General features: G+C 33.9%; 18 protein-coding genes and 1 other annotated feature. Of the genes, 17 read left to right on the forward strand and 1 reads right to left on the reverse strand.

Going from position 1 to position 16,842, the window contains the following annotated elements:
- The first annotated feature begins 125 nt into the window (after window positions 1-125).
- The 6 genes from KQI42_RS20150 to KQI42_RS20175 all read left to right on the forward strand — a co-directional run bounded on the left by KQI42_RS20150 (window position 126) and on the right by KQI42_RS20175 (window position 5,473).
- Window positions 126-470, forward strand: coding sequence for a methyltransferase family protein (locus KQI42_RS20150; RefSeq protein ID WP_216522460.1), 345 nt, complete (start codon window positions 126-128; stop codon window positions 468-470).
- A gap of 274 nt (window positions 471-744) precedes the next feature.
- Window positions 745-1,065, forward strand: a binding site (T-box leader).
- A gap of 123 nt (window positions 1,066-1,188) precedes the next feature.
- Entirely contained in the window at window positions 1,189-2,709 is a 1,521-nt protein-coding gene (lysS, locus tag KQI42_RS20155; RefSeq protein ID WP_216522462.1) for a lysine--tRNA ligase, read from the forward strand.
- Window positions 2,710-3,303: 594 nt separating this feature from the next.
- On the forward strand, window positions 3,304-3,951 hold the full coding sequence (locus tag KQI42_RS20160) for a Vat family streptogramin A O-acetyltransferase (protein ID WP_425519812.1): 648 nt from the start codon (window positions 3,304-3,306) through the stop codon (window positions 3,949-3,951).
- 184 nt (window positions 3,952-4,135) lie between these two features.
- Window positions 4,136-4,513, forward strand: a complete 378-nt coding sequence (locus tag KQI42_RS20165) for a cytidine deaminase family protein (RefSeq protein WP_216522466.1) — start codon at window positions 4,136-4,138, stop codon at window positions 4,511-4,513.
- 56 nt (window positions 4,514-4,569) lie between these two features.
- Entirely contained in the window at window positions 4,570-4,944 is a 375-nt protein-coding gene (locus tag KQI42_RS20170; RefSeq protein ID WP_216522468.1) for a GNAT family N-acetyltransferase, read from the forward strand.
- A complete protein-coding gene (locus KQI42_RS20175; protein ID WP_216522470.1) occupies window positions 4,919-5,473 on the forward strand; it encodes a hypothetical protein in 555 nt (184 codons plus the stop codon). Before KQI42_RS20170 ends, KQI42_RS20175 begins: the two co-directional genes overlap by 26 nt.
- Before the next feature lie 261 nt (window positions 5,474-5,734).
- Here KQI42_RS20175 and KQI42_RS20180 read toward each other — a convergent pair whose 3' ends face one another.
- On the reverse strand, window positions 5,735-6,208 hold the full coding sequence (locus KQI42_RS20180) for a pyridoxamine 5'-phosphate oxidase family protein (protein ID WP_216522472.1): 474 nt from the start codon (window positions 6,206-6,208) through the stop codon (window positions 5,735-5,737).
- A 163-nt stretch (window positions 6,209-6,371) separates the two neighbouring features.
- Here KQI42_RS20180 and pdxR point away from each other — a divergent pair, with 163 nt between their 5' ends.
- From pdxR to KQI42_RS20235, 11 genes are all read left to right on the forward strand, one after another.
- Window positions 6,372-7,790 carry a MocR-like pyridoxine biosynthesis transcription factor PdxR gene (gene pdxR, locus KQI42_RS20185; protein WP_216522474.1) on the forward strand — a complete coding sequence of 473 codons (1,419 nt, stop codon included), beginning with the start codon at window positions 6,372-6,374 and terminating at the stop codon, window positions 7,788-7,790.
- An 85-nt stretch (window positions 7,791-7,875) separates the two neighbouring features.
- On the forward strand, window positions 7,876-8,349 hold the full coding sequence (locus KQI42_RS21570; RefSeq protein WP_216522481.1) for a methylated-DNA--[protein]-cysteine S-methyltransferase: 474 nt from the start codon (window positions 7,876-7,878) through the stop codon (window positions 8,347-8,349).
- Window positions 8,350-8,517: 168 nt separating this feature from the next.
- Window positions 8,518-9,198: a DNA alkylation repair protein gene (locus tag KQI42_RS20195; protein WP_246566756.1), complete on the forward strand. Its 681-nt coding sequence runs from the start codon at window positions 8,518-8,520 to the stop codon at window positions 9,196-9,198.
- 17 nt (window positions 9,199-9,215) lie between these two features.
- Complete coding sequence (locus KQI42_RS20200; protein WP_216522486.1) at window positions 9,216-9,785, forward strand: bifunctional transcriptional activator/DNA repair enzyme AdaA; 570 nt, start codon at window positions 9,216-9,218, stop codon at window positions 9,783-9,785.
- Window positions 9,782-10,720, forward strand: a complete 939-nt coding sequence (locus KQI42_RS20205) for a DUF1848 domain-containing protein (protein ID WP_216522492.1) — start codon at window positions 9,782-9,784, stop codon at window positions 10,718-10,720. The genes KQI42_RS20200 and KQI42_RS20205 overlap by 4 nt, the downstream gene beginning before the upstream one ends.
- A 614-nt stretch (window positions 10,721-11,334) precedes the next feature.
- Window positions 11,335-12,045, forward strand: coding sequence for a response regulator transcription factor (locus tag KQI42_RS20210; protein WP_216522494.1), 711 nt, complete (start codon window positions 11,335-11,337; stop codon window positions 12,043-12,045).
- Window positions 12,042-13,112, forward strand: a complete 1,071-nt coding sequence (locus KQI42_RS20215; RefSeq protein ID WP_216522496.1) for a sensor histidine kinase — start codon at window positions 12,042-12,044, stop codon at window positions 13,110-13,112. Before KQI42_RS20210 ends, KQI42_RS20215 begins: the two co-directional genes overlap by 4 nt.
- A 108-nt stretch (window positions 13,113-13,220) precedes the next feature.
- On the forward strand, window positions 13,221-13,865 hold the full coding sequence (locus KQI42_RS20220; protein WP_216522501.1) for an ABC transporter ATP-binding protein: 645 nt from the start codon (window positions 13,221-13,223) through the stop codon (window positions 13,863-13,865).
- A 38-nt stretch (window positions 13,866-13,903) separates the two neighbouring features.
- A complete protein-coding gene (locus KQI42_RS20225) occupies window positions 13,904-14,260 on the forward strand; it encodes a hypothetical protein (protein ID WP_216522503.1) in 357 nt (118 codons plus the stop codon).
- A 52-nt stretch (window positions 14,261-14,312) separates the two neighbouring features.
- Window positions 14,313-16,292, forward strand: a complete 1,980-nt coding sequence (locus KQI42_RS20230) for a hypothetical protein (protein WP_216522505.1) — start codon at window positions 14,313-14,315, stop codon at window positions 16,290-16,292.
- Between the two features lie 186 nt (window positions 16,293-16,478).
- A complete protein-coding gene (locus tag KQI42_RS20235; RefSeq protein WP_216522507.1) occupies window positions 16,479-16,667 on the forward strand; it encodes a hypothetical protein in 189 nt (62 codons plus the stop codon).
- The last annotated feature ends 175 nt before the right edge of the window (window positions 16,668-16,842 follow it).

The raw sequence follows: 16,842 nt of genomic DNA on the forward strand, positions 1-16,842 counted from the left end.
ATTAATGAAGAGTATTCAAATCCAGTAAGGATTAAGGTAGTATAAATGTAAACTGTGAGCACTTGCTTTCAGCATAGGGCGTACTTGGACACGCCAAAAAGAATAAGGCTTCCTAAGTAATTAGGTTGAAAAGTAATAGCAAACTTCTTTACGAAAAAGAATCCCCCATCTTCTATAAGTGGGGGAGGGTTCAACATAAATATTGGATTAAAGAGTCAGGTAAGGGAAGAGTCGCTAAAACTGGCGTTTATAAATATATTCGCCATCCTCAATATACTGGTTTTATGTTATTGACTATAGGAATGATTCTTGAGTGGGCGACTTTGCCAATGCTTATTATGTGGCCATTTGTTGCATGTATGTATTATAAGTTAGCTAAAAAAGAAGAAAAAGATATGATTGAAGAGTTCGGTGAAGAATATATAATGTATATGAAAAAAACAAAGAGATTTATTCCTTTTGTTATATGAAGTTGAAGTAAATTGGCAGAAGAGTAAGTTTTTAACTATCCAATCGTGAAATTATAATTACTGGACTTATTGGAAACATAATAATTAGGTCGTAATCTTAGATGATATAAATAGAGTTTATTATTTAGCGTAATTTTTAAGTCATACTATCTGTTTGAAGTAGAGTATTAAATAAGCAAACATTCTGGAATAAAATCTTAAGTTTTATTTAAATAATGCTACTATTGAAAAAACATTGACTTTACAGATAAAGTATAATAGAATATCTCTAAAATAAAAAACTATGAAGAGATGAGTAAATAAATTAATTTTTTTACAGAGAGCTTCTGTTGGTGAGAGGAAGTAAAAATTATTTATTGAAAAAAGCCTCTGAGTTTTACATTGAACCTAAAATAGGGGATGATGTAACGGGAGCTCCCGTTAAAGAGCTAGAGTATAACCTGTTAACTAGTAATTTAATTTTTAAATTTGAATTGTAAATACTTTTCAAATAAAATGAAATTTTGTAGTTAAGAGACGTACTTGAAAAGGTTAATATGGTGACATATTAACGAACTGGGGTGGTACCACGAAGTAATTATCTCTCGTCCCCAAGACTAATGTCTTGGAGGTGAGAGTTTTTTTATTGTAGTAAAAGCTAAAAAATTCCTAAAATTATAAAAAGATACGTTAGGAATACGTAAAAATACTATTAAAAAAATGAAAGGTGGTACTATCAATGTATAGTAACTATGTAGATTTAGATAATTTAAGTGAAATAATGCAAGATGCTAATGAACTTATGGTAGAAAGGGTAAAAAAATTAGCCCAACTTAAAGAAAATGGAGTTAATCCGTATCCATATTCCTTTAACACAAATTCCAACTCTAAATATATACTAGAAAACTTTGATGTTATAAACAGTGAACAAGAATTTATTTTAGCTGGTAGAGTCATGCTCTTAAGAAGGATGGGAAAAGTTACTTTCCTAAATATTAGAGATCAACATGGAACAATTCAAGTTTATATAAATAAGGAAGTCATAGGAGAAGAGGAATATAACTTAATTAAATTAATAGATACAGGAGATATTATAGGAGTACAAGGGAGTGTATTTAAAACTAAAACGGGAGAGATAACTATAGAGGCGGAGAAAATCACAATGCTTTCTAAATCCATAAGACCCTTGCCAGAAAAATACCATGGTATTCAAGATGCTGATTTAAGACAGAGACATCGTTCCCTTGATATGATAATGAATGAAGATGTAAAACAGAGATTTATTAATCGCTCAAAAGCTATGTTTGCTATAAGAGAATTTATGAATGGAGAAGGTTTTATGGAGATGGAAACACCAATACTAGATACTAAATATGGTGGAGGAGAAGCAAAACCTTTTGTAACCAATGTAAATGCTTTAAACTGTGAAGTGTTTATGAATGTGTCTCCAGAATTATATTTAAAAAGACTTATGGTAGGGGGAATTGATAGAGTTTATACTATGGTAAGAGCCTTTAGAAATGAAGGTATAGATAGAACTCACTATCCGGAGTTCACACTATTTGAATGTTATATGGCTTATGCGGACTATGATGACATGATGAGACTTATGGAACAACTATATGAATATGTATTCTTAAAAGTAAAAGGAACGACTAAGGCAACTTATGATGGAATAGAAATTGACTTTAAAGCTCCATGGAAAAGAGAGACTATGTGCAATCTTGTAAAAAAGAATACAGGAATAGATGTAGAAATGCTTTCAAGAGAAGATATAGTGAGTTTAATAAAAGAGAAATATCTTCTATTAGAGGAACAGGAAGAGGGGTTAGACTTAGAGGAAGCTTCAAAAGGAGATTTAATTTTATTTTTATTTGAAGCTTATAGTGAAGAACATTTAATAGAACCTACTTTTGTAATAGATTTTCCACTAGATTCTTCTCCACTATGTAAAGTTCATAGATCTAATCCAGAATTAATTGAAAGATTTGAGCCTTATGCCTTTGGAGTAGAACTTGGAAATGCATACTCAGAACTTAATGATCCATTAAGACAGAGAATGCTATTACATGACCAAGCTAATAAATTAAGAGCAGGACTTGAAACAGCAAGTCCAATGGATGAGGAATTTGCAGTAGCAATAGATACTGCAATGCCGCCAGCTGGTGGTTTGGGAATAGGTATAGATAGGATGATGATGTTCTTAACAGATTCTCCATCTATAAGAGATGTAATAGCGTTTCCATTGGTAAAAAGATAAAGTCACTTTTGGGCTGTAGAGAAGTACACCCAAATTGGATGCAGATAACATGAAGTTGATGACTTGGGGTCAGAATTAATGAGATACTTGATATAGTTTAAAATAAATATCTGTTGACAATGAGAAGATTAGATTATATACTTAATTAAAATTATAGTTATATAAAAAGGAGATTTAAGGAGATGTACACAACAGTTCTTAATTAAACTATTAAAATTAAATAGTTTGAAATGCTTTTAAAATTCTATGATAGAATTTTGTTTAATGATGCATTTTAAGAACAATATCATCTAAAAAACTCTTTTATATAAAAATAGAATAACTATAAATGAATATATAGAAATATATATGCTCATTTATAATTTAAATATATGCTAAGTATATATTGTGGTATTAAGTTTAATTTAAATATAATAAAAGATATTTATATAAATAAAATCCTCATGGATGATATTGTTCATCTATGGGGATTTTATCTTTTATGTAAGGAGGAATGTTTATGTTGTTGGAGGATTTAAATATAAAAAAATATATAAAGATATAGTAATAATGAGCGAAGACATAATAAAAAATGAATTAAAAAATATAAAGGAGATGGGATATATGAATACATTTGGTCCAAACCCAAACAGTGTTTACCCTAATGAAAACATAAAGAATATTTGCTATATAAAAAATGTTATTAAAAATCCTAATATTCAAGTTGGAGATTATACTTATTATGATGATATAAATGGAGCAGAGAAGTTCGAAGAACATGTCACTCATCATTATGAATTTATAGGGGATAAACTTATTATAGGAAAGTTTTGTGCAATAGCAAAAGGAATAGAATTTGTCATGAATGGTGCAAACCATAGAATGAAATCTGTAACTACCTATCCTTTTAATATTATGGGCAATGGATGGGAAAAAACTACACCTACTCTTGAGGAGTTACCCTTAAAAGGTGATACTGTAGTTGTTAATGATGTTTGGATTGGACAAAATGTTACAGTAATGCCTGGTGTGCATATTGGAGATGGTTCAATCATTGCTGCTAATTCTGTGATAACAAAAGATGTTCCTCCTTATCATATTGCTGGAGGTAATCCATGTAAAATTATAAAAAAGAGATTTAATGATGAGTTGATTGATTACCTATTAAAATTAAAATGGTGGGATTGGCCTGAAGAAAAGATTTTTAAAAATCTTGAAGTACTTTGTAGCCCAGATTTAGAGAAAATTAAGTCTATAAAATAACTTATTAAAGTGAGAATAGTTTTTTGCTATAAGAAATTAGAAATAGTGGATATAACTTCTGCTATTTATCTTCACCATTGAAACAAATGAAAGCTATGGTGATGAAAAACATACAAGCTAATATTTATATTAATATATCGTGTATTAATTTAAATACAAGAATTTACTTGAAAGGATGATAACTATGGAATTTAATGAATTGTATGAGATCGCAAAAAATACATTAAACCCTAGAGCAATTTCTAAAAACTCTTATGCTGGTTCTGTTGCAGCAGCTATTTTGAGTGAAAGTGGAAAAGTTTATACCGGAGTATGTATAGATACCCCTTGTTCTATGGGATTCTGTGCAGAACATGCAGCTATTGCGGCTATGATTACTGCTGGAGAAAATAGAATAACAAAAGTAATTGCAGTGTATGAAGATGGAACAATAATTCCACCATGTGGAAGATGTAGAGAATTTATTTGTCAGATCCATGATGAAAATTATAAATGTGAAGTAATGATAAAAAAAGATAAAATACTTACTATTAATGATTTGTTACCTTATCGATGGGAATAGAATTAATTTGTAATTTAAAATAAACAAAAATAGTAAGAAAAAAGGAGAAACTTAAAATGAGTGAAATTCTATTAATTAATGATAAAAAATATATTTATAGATGTAATTACAGAGATGACAATATGTTAAGAAGTAGTTTTAATAAATTAACAGAAAAAACTTATGGTTTTAGTTTTAAACAATGGTATGGAGATGGTTATTGGGGAGATAAATATATACCATATTCTTTATTAGATGGAGATAAGGTAGTATCTAATGTCTCAGTAAATATCATAGATTTTTTGATTTTAGGAGAACAAAAGAGATATATACAAATTGGAACAGTTATGACAGATGAAAAGTATAGAGGACAGGGATTAAGTAGAGTACTTATGGAGAGGGTTATAAATGAATGGGAGGACAAATGTGACCTTATTTATCTTTTTAGCTAATGATAGTGTTCTTGAATTCTACCCAAAGTTTGGATTTGAGAAGTGTAATGAATATCAATACTCTGTAAAAAGAATAAAAGAGAATAAGTCAGAAAAAATAATAAAGATGAATATGGATAGTAATATAGATAGAGAATTTGTTTACAATATGGCTTACAATACGATACCTCTCTCAAAGGTTTCTATGAAAAATAATGCATCTCTCATAATGTTTTATTGTACGTATTTTATGAAGGACAGTATTTACTACATTGAAGACTATGATGCTGTTGTTATTTGTGATTTTAATGAAGATGTTTTATATTTGCAAGATATATTTGCCACACAAGAAATAAAATTAGATAAAATTATTAATGCAATGATGAGTGAGAAAACTAAGAAAGTAGTTTTAGGATTTACTCCAGATAATATCTCTTCTTATGAAAAAAGTTTAGTGAATGAGGAGGATACTACTCTCTTTATTAAGGTGGGAAAAGACAACCCATTTGAAATAAAAGACTTAATGTTCCCAGTATTGTCTCATGCATAATAATAAACAAAAAGCAGGCTAAATGGTCTACCTGGATAAACGTTTCGACATGGGAGTAACAGTATTATATGATTCGTTCTAAGGAGAAGCATATGAAGCTAGATAAATCGTCTTTTTAAGCGATGGTATGAAAATGGGAAGCCTTACGGCTTCCTGGTTTGCTTGTTATGAGGTGTTATAAATGCATTAATCCACATCTCATACCCCTTTACAAATTCATGTTTACCTATGCCTGCATTTCTCGATAAATGCGGACTTGCCCTATTTATGATATTTTCCTGTACACTCTACGATATCAATTTCAATCACAGCAGTACCCTTAATCATGTTGTCAGGAAGCTCTTTTCCAGCAAATTGCGGAGTGTACTTCTCAACCAGCTTATTCAATACTTTACGTTTATAATCCAGGTCCTCAAGCAACGAAGCATTTCCAATAATCACAACACTATTGTACTCTGCCTCAGTATCACAGGCATTCTCGATATTGTCAGTCAAGAGACCAAACAATTCATCAACCTCAAAGCATGCTTTGGGGTTTCGATTTACATTATCGATTTTTTGTCCCTTTGGTAGGCCATGCATATAAATTTTGTTATTGTAGTAAACAAAGTGCATGGCAACGACGTATGGATAACCATTCTCATTGATAGTAGCGAATCGTCCGGTGTCCGCACGATGAAGTAGCTCGTCAATCTGCTCCAACGTTAATTGAAACTTCTTCATTCTGTATTGCATAACTTAAGTATCCTCCTAATCATGTAAATTTGATTTCTATTCAAGATACATATGTACTTGATATACAATCAAACATATCGTATCATATAAGTGCACCTGTTAAAAGATACACTTATATGATATAATGCAGGGTACACTTTGGCATAAGGATGGTTATAATTATATGATTTATATTCAAGAAAATTCAGATGATCCAATATATCTTCAAATCTATCATCAGGTCAGAAAAGATATTGAACAAGGTAATATTGCACCTGGAGAACGGCTTCCAGGTATTCGCACACTAGCTCAAACATTAGGTATTGCACGCAATACTGTTAGTCGGGCTTATACCCAGCTGGCTGTGGAGGGATATATTCAAGCAAAACATGGGTCAGGGTTTTTTGTTCTAGACACTTCAAGTAAATTTACGGAGAGTAATTATGTGCCGAAGGATATAAATGATTTATCTGTCGAAAGATCAGAACGGAAGCAACCTGTAAGTTTATATGATTTTCAGTATGGCACACTTCCTTATGAGCAATTCCCTTTCAAGCTATGGCGAAAATACACCTCTCAAATTCTTCTATCATCGCAAAAAGAAGTAGTTAATCAGTATCCAGATAAGCAAGGTGATCTGTTGTTACGACAAGAAGTCAAAAAACACCTGTACAGATCAAGAGGTATGGTTTGTTGTGAAGAACAAATTATCATCAGTTGTGGGTTACACTATTCGTTAAATATTTTGTGTACTCTTCTGCGTAAAGAAAATAACACTATTGCAATGGAGGAACCAGGATATAATGGAGCAAGGGATGTATTTATCAACAACAATTATAATCTGCATGCAATCCCAGCTAGTAAAGATGGACTTATTCTCTCATCCATTCATTGTTCCGGCGCATGTGCTGCATATGTAACTCCTTCACATCAATTTCCTTACGGAACTGTGATGCCAATTTTTCAACGTAAGGAGCTTCTTGATTGGGCAAATGCTAACGATGCGTATATCATTGAGGACGATTATGACAGCGAACTTAGATATGATGCCAATCCGGTGCCGGCGCTCCATTCCTTAGACACTGAAGACCGTACTATCTATATAGGAACTTTTTCAAAGTCTCTTTCTCCTTCTCTGCGGGTGAGCTATATGGTGTTGCCAGTACGTCTGCTAAGGAGGTATTATAGTTTATTCAGTTCCCATAATTCTCCTGTATCATGGTTGACGCAACGTGTTTTAGCCGCATATATGAAGGATGGAAATTATGAGCGTCATATTCGAAAAATGTGCATTACCTACAAAAGGCATCATGATGTATTTGTAAAGGAAGCAACGAAAATGTTTGGCAGAAAAGTAATCTTACATGGTCGTGGAGCAGGGTTGCATTTCGTTTTGGAGTTTCCGGGTGGTGAAGAACAAGATTGGCTTATTAAACAGGCAGAAAAAGTCGGAGTCAAAGTATATTCTATGATTCCATTCTGGAATAACAGGAATGATTGCCCCCGAAATATTATATTTGCAGGATACAGTTTACTGAGTGAACAACAGATACGAGAAGGTATTGCATTGCTACAATCTGCATGGTTCAGTGCATTACCATAATGAAAATTGAATGGTGAAATTTCGGAAGACATACTAGTAAAATAAATGTACACTAAAGATATAATAAGAGAAGGAGGTTATTTATATGAAAAACATTGCTTTCTATCCGACATCCCTTGGTTTGGCTGGCATTGTAGAAAAAAACGGTGCAATTACTGGACTCTTCTTTGGCAAAAAACATAAGTTCACAGACTGCGTGAAGCAGGAAACCCCGTTACTAAAGGAGGCAGCACGTCAACTGGAGGAATATCTTGATGGTAAGCTTAAATCCTTTGATCTACCCCTTGCACCAGAAGGTACAGATTTTCAGCAAACTGTATGGGCTGCTCTGCGGGATATACCCTATGGTGAAACTCGTACCTACAAGCAGGTGGCAAAGGTGATTGGAAAACCAGAAGCATCTCGTGCAGTAGGTACAGCCAACAGCAAAAATCCAATTTTAATTATTACACCATGCCATCGGGTTATAGGTGCAGATGGAAAGCTTGTAGGCTATGCTGCAGGACTTGAAGTTAAAGAAAAGCTGTTGAAGGTAGAAAAGAACCATGTCAACGGTTAGAACAAAGTATTTTGAATACAGCAATACAGAACTAAATTATCTGGCATTCATGGATCCCTTCCTTAGTGTTGCAATCAGGCGTCTTGGGCGGGTGGAATGCCAGGTTATTCCAGATATTTTTGCAGCCCTTGTCTATGTATAATATAGAGAAAACGAGGTGATACAATTATGGAAATGATTCGTGAACAACTCATGAGCCTTGCGGAGGAAGATTATCGGAAGTTTTCCTCCAAACTTTTGCCAAATATTGATACAATACTCGGTGTTCGGTTGCCGCAGCTCCGTAAGCTGGCAAAGCAAATTGCAAAGGCAGATTGGCGCACCTACCTAAACACCGCAAAAAATGACTATTTCGAAGAGATAATGTTGCAAGGCATGGTGATTGGGTACGCACCCTGTGAAGTGGAAGAACGGCTCTCATATATAAACAGCTTTGTGCCCAAAATTGACAACTGGTCAGTATGTGATAGCTTTTGTACTGGACTTAAGTTTACAGTGGAAAATCGGGATCGTGTTTGGGACTTTTTACAGACATATTTTCGTTCTGTACGGGAATATGAGATTAGGTTTGCTGTGGTAATGTTGCTGTCCTATTATATAGACGAGAAATATATCAATCGTGTACTAGATGTATTGGATGCCGTCAAGCATGAGGGTTATTATGCCAAGATGGCAGTTGCTTGGGCTATTTCTATCTGTTATATTAAACTGCCGGAGCAGACCATGTCCTATTTGAAGCAGAATACATTAGATGATTTCACATATAATAAAGCATTGCAAAAAATAACAGAGTCTTACCGTATAGATAAGGAGACCAAAGAGATAATCCGTGATATGAAGCGAAAATAAAAAAGAAGGTGGTATACATGCTACTCAGCGATGAACAAAAATGGAAAGCTGCCGTTGATTGTGATTCATCCTATGATGGTCAGTTTTTCTATGGAGTGAAAACAACTGGAATTTTCTGTCGGCCGTCCTGTAAATCCAAAAGTCCAAAAAGAGATCATGTGGTATTTTTTGATACTGCTGAGCAGGCTCAAACTGCTGGATTTCGTCCTTGTAAGCGGTGCAGACCAGATCTCTTGAAATTTGAACCCAAAAGAGAGACTATCGAAGGAATTAAAAAAGTAATTGATGAGTTTTATACTGATCCAAAACAGCTTAAAAAGGAGATTGATGAACTTGGTATTAGCAAAAACAGCATGATTCGGTTATTTCAGGATCAGTTAGGCATGACTCCAGTTCAATATATTAATAAACTTAGAATTGAGAAGGCAAAGGAACTTTTGTTGAACTCACAGGACACAATTTTATCCATTGCCTTGCAATGTGGCTTTGGCAGTCTCTCAACATTTTACAGGTTTTTTCAACATTTAGTAGGTATGTCGCCTATACAGTACAGTAAACTTTTTGCTGGAAAGGAAGATGTGAAATGATTGTCAGTGCAAGTCGCCGCACAGATATTCCGGCCTTTTATTCAGAGTGGTTATTAAACCGGTTACGTGAAGGGTATGTGTTGGTATCACATCCAAGGAGATCTGGACATTATAGTCGGGTGGTTTTTAATCCGAAGGTTGTTGACTGTATTGTGTTTTGGACCAAAAATCCATTACCAATGTTGGGAAAACTAATGGATATTGAAGATATGGGGTATCCCTTTTATTTTCAGTTTACTCTGACGTCATATGATTCCAAAATTGAATGTGGGCTCCCACCAAAAAGAGAGCTGCTGAAAACCTTTCAGAAGCTCAGTGAACAAATCGGAGCCAATCGAGTGGTATGGAGGTATGACCCATTGATACTCAGCAACACACTGGATGTATCATATCATCTTCGCTCCTTTGAGCAGATGGCCGCTATATTGAAAGGAAAAACAAATCGTTGCATTTTCAGCTTTCTGGACTTTTACCCTAAGGTGAGGACAGCCATGAAAGGCATTTCTCCCATGAAGTTCGATATATCTTCCATTAAACAAATTGCCGAGGGTTTCTCTGCAATTGCACAAAGATACGGCATCACGCTGTCCACTTGCTCCGAGCCAGTAGACTTAAGCCAATACGGAATTTCACATGCTTCCTGTATTGACCAAAGCATGATTGAGAACACAATTGGGTGCAAAATTAAAGCAAAAAAGGATCCGAATCAACGCCTTGCCTGTGGCTGTATTGAAAGTGTAGACATCGGAACCTATGATAGCTGTATGCATGGTTGTGTCTATTGCTATGCTGATTCTGGTAGAAGTATGGCAACACTAAATATGGCGCGTCACAATCCAGCTTCTCCTATTTTAATCGGTGAAGTTGAAAAAGCAGCGATTATAACGGAGAGAGATGTGAAATCCCTAAAGGATTTTCAGCTGAGGTTCATATGATGGGATGGAACTTAGAATGTATTAGCAAAATAGCAAAGAGCAAATTGTTCAAGTAATGTTATCATAACACAGTTATTAATTTTAATTATAGACAGTAAATAACTAAAAAATTTGAGCTTGAAAAAGCATGTTTTTTAGAAATACACTCTTACACCAAAGAGATATTAGATACTTACGGCATCATTATTGTATACTCAGGGCACATTGAGAGTATAATTCTGATGACTTATTGTGGTGATAAGAATAAAAGGTAGGGCTTGACCACAACATGTAGTGGTTTGAGGACGGAATTTGGGTCAAAAATAGATGGGAAAATACCGTTTTTTGACCCCGTTTTTGAGGGCATTTTATAGATGACATTGGATAATTAGAGTGATAATAAAGAAAAATGGTTAAGTTTAGTTGATAAATTGATGGGTGAATTATATATTATAGTTGGGTATAAATAGGATTGTATTTGAAAGTGTAGGTGGAAATCCTGGCTAGATTGATCTAGGTATAATATAAATGGATTGATTAATTTGATGAATAGTATATTTTAAAAGGTATTTAACAAATAGAAAATCTATTAAATATTTAATACTTTATTTAAAAACTCTAGAGGGGGATAAAATATGAAAGAAAGTATACTTATTATAGAAGATGAAATAGGATTAATTAAAATGTTAAAGCGGTTATTAGAAAAGGAAGGGTTCCAAAAAATATATCAAGCTGAATCAGGTCTTGAGGCTTTAAAAATTATCAAGGAAAATAGAATTGATTTAATATTACTTGATGTTATGCTTCCCGATACAGATGGTTTTAATTTATGTCAACAAATTAGAGAGATTTCGGATGTGCCGATTATATTTTTGACTGCACGTACTACTGATATTGATAAATTAACCGGATTTTCTGTAGGTGGAGATGATTATATAACGAAACCTTTTAATCCACTTGAAGTATCAGCTCGAATAAAGGCTATTTTACATCGTCAAAGGAGAGTACTGCCAAAAGAGACAAATATATTCCAAACAGATTATTTCACCTTACATTTTGACCAAGCAAAGTTAATTGTGAATGGAGAGGAAGTAAGTTGTCCAGCTATGGAATTTCAATTACTAAAATTTATGTGTCAACATCCTAATCAGGTTTTTAGTGTAGACCAGCTATATGAAAATGTATGGAAAGATTACAGTGGTATAGGTAAAGAAAATACGGTTATGGTTCATATTAGTCGTCTACGCCAGAAAATTGAAAAAGACCCCAAGCATCCTGTGTATTTAAAAAATGTAAGAGGATTAGGGTATATATTAAATCTTGAGAATCGTGAGAGAGCTCAATGAAACTAGAAAAAAAGATCTCATTAGCTTTAATCATTGTTTTTTTAACTTTTGGTGCACTTTTTTTTATCACAGGATTTTCTATTTTCAGACTATTAAACAGTATCCTAGTGTTGGATAAATTAGTAACTTATGTTTTATTTCCTTTGTTATTTATTGGCGGCTTTATGCTTATTGGATTCATTATTAACCGACGGATTAGGAAACCACTTACTTTCTTTATACGATGGATCGATCAATTATCACTTGGGATTTTTAAAATGCCAGATACGATAAATAAACATTCTATAAAAGATATGGAATTTGGGCCATTTTTGGAACTTAAAATAAAACTTGATGGTTTAACGAATCAACTTAAAAAGGCAGAAGAAGAACGGAAAGAACTTGAAGAAACAAGAAGAAAGTGGACAGCAGGCGTAACACATGATTTAAAAACACCGCTCTCATATGTAAAAGGTTATGCGGCAATGCTTCGATCCGAACATAAATGGAACGAGGAGGAAATCAAAGAATTTGCTAATATTATTGAGGAAAAGTCATTATATATGGAACAATTAATTGATGATTTAAGTGTTATTTACGAATTTGAAAAAATGCAAATCCCAGTAAATTTACAAACTGCGAATCTAGTTGAGTTTGTAAAAGATGTATTAGAAGACTTCCAGAAATATCCGATGTCCAATGATTATCCAATTCATTTAGATATTAAGCAGAAAGATGATATCTTATTATCTTTTGACCCTATATTATTAAAAAGAGCATTAGAAAACTTTATGATGAATGCTATTTCCCATAATCCTATTGGAACAATTGTAACGATTACATTGGAGAAAGTAAAAAACTCAACCGTCATAGAAGTTAATGACAATGGTATTGGAATGGATAATAAAATGGTTGAACAATTATTTAATCAATATTACCGTGGGACAACCACAGACAAATCGCCTCTTGGATCTGGACTTGGTATGTCTATTGCTAAACAATTTATTGAAAAACAAGGTGGAAAAATTAAAGTGGAAAGTGAGCCAGGAAAAGGTACAAAGATTAAAATTAAGTTTCCAGAACAATAATTAAGGTTGTATTAAGACACCATTTATATGGTGTTTATTTTTTTGTTTTATAATGTAATTAATACTCAATCAATAGAGTTAAAAAAAATAACTAAGTAGGTGGAAAATATGTTAATTGAAGCTCAGAATATTTCAGTAAAAATTGGTAAACAACGTATACTTAATGGAGAATCTGTTTGTTGTAAACCGGGTATAATGACAGCTTTAGTAGGTCCAAGCGGGTCAGGGAAAACAACACTTTTACATTGTCTTGGTTTGTTGCTTCCCGCGGATAATGGGAGTATCCTTTTAAACGGGAAAGATATTACAAATTATAGCACAGTAGCGCGTCGGCGCTTTTGGCAAGATCATGCAGCATTCATACTTCAGGATTATGGTATTATGGATGAGGAGTCGGTAGCTTTCAATGTAACGATGCAATCAAGCATCATTCGTAAGCATATTTCTGGAAATAAGGCATTATTGATGCAATCTCTTGAACAAACGGGACTTAAAGATAGAGAGAGAGAATTGGCAGGTCATCTAAGTGGTGGTGAAAAGCAACGGCTAGCATTAGCTCGTGCTATTTATAAGGATGCAAATGTCCTATTCGTTGATGAACCAACTGCTTCACTAGATGAATCGAATCGTCAGCTCGTTATTCGACTACTTAAGGAATTTGCAAAACGCGGTCGAACGGTTATTGTATCAACACATGACTCCGAAATGATTGATGCGTGCCATACAATCCATCAAATTAGTTCCAAAAAATAATTTATAAATTAGAAAACAATTACAAATGGAGGATACCTATGAAATTAACTTTCAAAAAAATAATTTGTATTATCATTATCCTATTTTTAGGAGTAGCATTTGCACTAATCAATGGTTGGCTACCAATATCATCTAAAAATACTCATCCGCCATGTGATCAGCTTCCTTCTGTTGCAGAAGTGACTGAAGCATTAGCGGACCATAAAAGTTTCGTTAAAGAAATCGAAAGTCTTGGGAGGAATATTCAAGTAGAAGTTGGACTACCGTGTTCAGATAATCAAGATCGAGCTCTTATTCAGATTAAGTACAAATCCAAATCTGAAGAGAAAGCTATTCGTAATTTGATTGAAATCAATGAAGGATTTGGCGTTCCCATACATTTGGTGAAACGTTAGTGTTTAAGATACAATGTAGATTTTTTAAAGAGCAAAAGAGGTGAATGAATAAATGAATATGTATAAACGTATAATTATCATTGTTTCGTGTATATTATTTTCTTTACTTGCATTAGTTGCAGCAATTATTACTGATTTGAATGATCGAGATTTCCCACAGGCTATCGGAAGCAAAAGTAGGATTGATATTCGCTTCAACCAATCAGAAATCTCCATCAATGAAGCATTTTTAAAGTTGGCTGAACTTGATAGGAACCTGAATCTTGGACTCGTCAAGGTTGCACCAGATTTTGACACAGGTGGGGATAGCAAAATTTTTGCTACCCTTAACGATAATGCCTTACCAAATGAATTTACTTGGTTTCGAGGTGATGACAAGGCAAAGATTGTTAATAAAAATCGACTTGCCAACTCTTTTCCTGATGGGGTATATCTGGTGACTGGTAATACTTCACGTTTAGATGAATTTGTGGACAGTCTAAAAAGTATCGGAGGAGAAGCTGTTAGACGGGATGCTTCGGTTTTAGAAAGCCTTCTATTTGTTGTCAAAGAAAGGGGATTTGCTACTGCGGTCCTAGCATCACTTGCTCTCATTTCATCGCTTTCGTTATTCTGGTTATCAATGAAGGCACGCGGCCGGGCACTACGAGTTCTCGGTGGTTCTCCTACTATGCGAATTCAAATGCAAGATCTCACAGGGTTTGGTGAGGCATTGCTTGTTTCAGCGGGAATTGTCACTGTAGTTTCAACAAGCTATATAGGTATTTTCCATGGTTTAATCTATATCAATATATACCTTAAAGTGTTAATAAGCTTACAAGTATTTGTTATCATTTTATCTGTTTTTATTACACTTATTATGTCAGCTTCCGCATGGCCTAGTGCGATGATGCTTGCGAACAGACAACCACCAGTAAAGAGCCTTCGTTCAGTTGCTATTGTCATCCAAGCATTGACATTCGTTTTAGTCGTGTCTTCAGTTGGTCCAGCTTGGTCTACATATCAACAATCAGTCGCTATTGCAGATGAAATGGCGCAGTGGAAAAAGCTTGCCAATCAAGTGTCAATTGTGTTTGCAACAGACATTGGTGAAATGGATCGTACTGAGACAAAAATTGGGGAGTTGGTAAAAGATGCGGAGTCAGCAGAAAATGTCGCACTTTCTTATACCTATACGAAAGAAATGTGGCCATCAGTTGATTTTGGTGATTATACAGCTATTTCTTTTGTAAATGAACGCTGGCTTGATCTAGTTAGTCGAGAAATGGAAAACTCTGTTGTAGCATCTGTTTCCCGACAAAGTATTCCAGAAAATCTTATTCATGAAATTCGAGAACAATTGCTTATTTTGTCTAGAAAAGGGAATCTTGACGATGCATTCCAACGGTTGCAATTTCGCCAAACTGTTGAGAAATTTCGGCTTCCAGTCATACTAGGTGGTGGGGACGGAAGCCTTCACTTTGGTGATAATATACTATTCGTTGTTATTCCTTCACTGTACGACACATTCAATGATTCTAATTTAACATCCATTATCTCTACTAGCAACATAATCTTTACTGGAGTAACAGCTACAGAACAATTGTTAGAGCGACATCAACTTGATGCACAAACACTTCGTAAACAAGGGTTCCAAGGAGAATTACAAGTTGTTTATATTGCTGAAGAGGGAATACTACGTGCACAGTTTGCATTATACCTTGTATGGCTGCAAAGTCTTTCATTAATTACTCTAATTATTGCTTTCAGCATTGCTACAGCAATTAGTGCCTTAATCGCCGCAACATTACAAGCGAAGCGTGACTTTCCGTTAAGACTGGCAGGCAAATCTTGGATGGGAATTATTCAAAGTCGAGTATTGAAGGAATTTCTCGCGGGGATTATTCTTATAATAATTGTGATTCTACTACAGAAGCCTGATGAAGTAGAGATTACATTAATAACTGCAGTATATGGGTTATTTATTGTTCTGATATCCCATTTATCTGCTGTACATTGGTGTTTTAATGGAGTTAGTAGACGGAGGGTTTAATCTAGAGACAAAATTATTAACCTTTTTACATCATAAATTGGGTCATTACAATAAGAAAAAAGGTTTTCACTTAAGAGTATAGAACTTTGCCTCTATACTCTTAAGTGATTAGTATAGGAAAATCTTATTTTAAAAGATTATGTGTACAGGGACTAATCCAGGTCATAGAAATAAAGAGTGTGCTATATGTTAATGCAGTATATCATTGATGAGATGTTGAAAGTTGGCATGTATATATTTAAAGGTGAAACTAGAGGATCAAATATAAAAATGCAAAAAGTATTTAAAGATTTTAGATATAGAACTACTATTAAGGTAGAAGAGTATTATGATAAGCCAATAGAAATTACTTATAAGTATTCTTTAGAGATATAAATAATAGTATTAAAGATAAAAAACAAACGAATAAAATATATTTTATAAAAGATTGAGATTGGACCTATGTCAATATAGTAGACACATTTTTTCGAACATTTTCTTAAGCTGATTCCCTAGCATTCTCCTCACATTGCTGGGGAGTAATATAACCAATAGAGCTATGTATTCTTTC

This window comes from Tissierella simiarum, from assembly GCF_018917865.1.
GTDB classification, from domain to species: Bacteria; Bacillota; Clostridia; order Tissierellales; family Tissierellaceae; genus Tissierella_C; species Tissierella_C simiarum.

Bases quoted from the DNA above. Each gene is read 5' to 3' on its own strand.
- KQI42_RS20165 (WP_216522466.1), top strand. From the start codon at position 4,136: ATGGAATTTAATGAATTGTATGAGATCGCAAAAAATACATTAAACCCT.
- KQI42_RS20230 (WP_216522505.1), top strand. From the start codon at position 14,313: ATGAATATGTATAAACGTATAATTATCATTGTTTCGTGTATATTATTT.
- KQI42_RS20225 (WP_216522503.1), top strand. From the start codon at position 13,904: ATGAAATTAACTTTCAAAAAAATAATTTGTATTATCATTATCCTATTT.
- KQI42_RS20160 (WP_425519812.1), top strand. From the start codon at position 3,304: ATGGGATATATGAATACATTTGGTCCAAACCCAAACAGTGTTTACCCT.
- KQI42_RS20210 (WP_216522494.1), top strand. From the start codon at position 11,335: ATGAAAGAAAGTATACTTATTATAGAAGATGAAATAGGATTAATTAAA.
- KQI42_RS20235 (WP_216522507.1), top strand. From the start codon at position 16,479: ATGTTAATGCAGTATATCATTGATGAGATGTTGAAAGTTGGCATGTAT.
- KQI42_RS20200 (WP_216522486.1), top strand. From the start codon at position 9,216: ATGCTACTCAGCGATGAACAAAAATGGAAAGCTGCCGTTGATTGTGAT.
- KQI42_RS20195 (WP_246566756.1), top strand. From the start codon at position 8,518: ATGGAAATGATTCGTGAACAACTCATGAGCCTTGCGGAGGAAGATTAT.
- KQI42_RS20215 (WP_216522496.1), top strand. From the start codon at position 12,042: ATGAAACTAGAAAAAAAGATCTCATTAGCTTTAATCATTGTTTTTTTA.
- lysS (WP_216522462.1), top strand. From the start codon at position 1,189: ATGTATAGTAACTATGTAGATTTAGATAATTTAAGTGAAATAATGCAA.
- KQI42_RS20205 (WP_216522492.1), top strand. From the start codon at position 9,782: ATGATTGTCAGTGCAAGTCGCCGCACAGATATTCCGGCCTTTTATTCA.
- pdxR (WP_216522474.1), top strand. From the start codon at position 6,372: ATGATTTATATTCAAGAAAATTCAGATGATCCAATATATCTTCAAATC.
- KQI42_RS20220 (WP_216522501.1), top strand. From the start codon at position 13,221: ATGTTAATTGAAGCTCAGAATATTTCAGTAAAAATTGGTAAACAACGT.
- KQI42_RS21570 (WP_216522481.1), top strand. From the start codon at position 7,876: ATGAAAAACATTGCTTTCTATCCGACATCCCTTGGTTTGGCTGGCATT.
- KQI42_RS20180 (WP_216522472.1), bottom strand. From the start codon at position 6,208: ATGCAATACAGAATGAAGAAGTTTCAATTAACGTTGGAGCAGATTGAC.
- KQI42_RS20170 (WP_216522468.1), top strand. From the start codon at position 4,570: ATGAGTGAAATTCTATTAATTAATGATAAAAAATATATTTATAGATGT.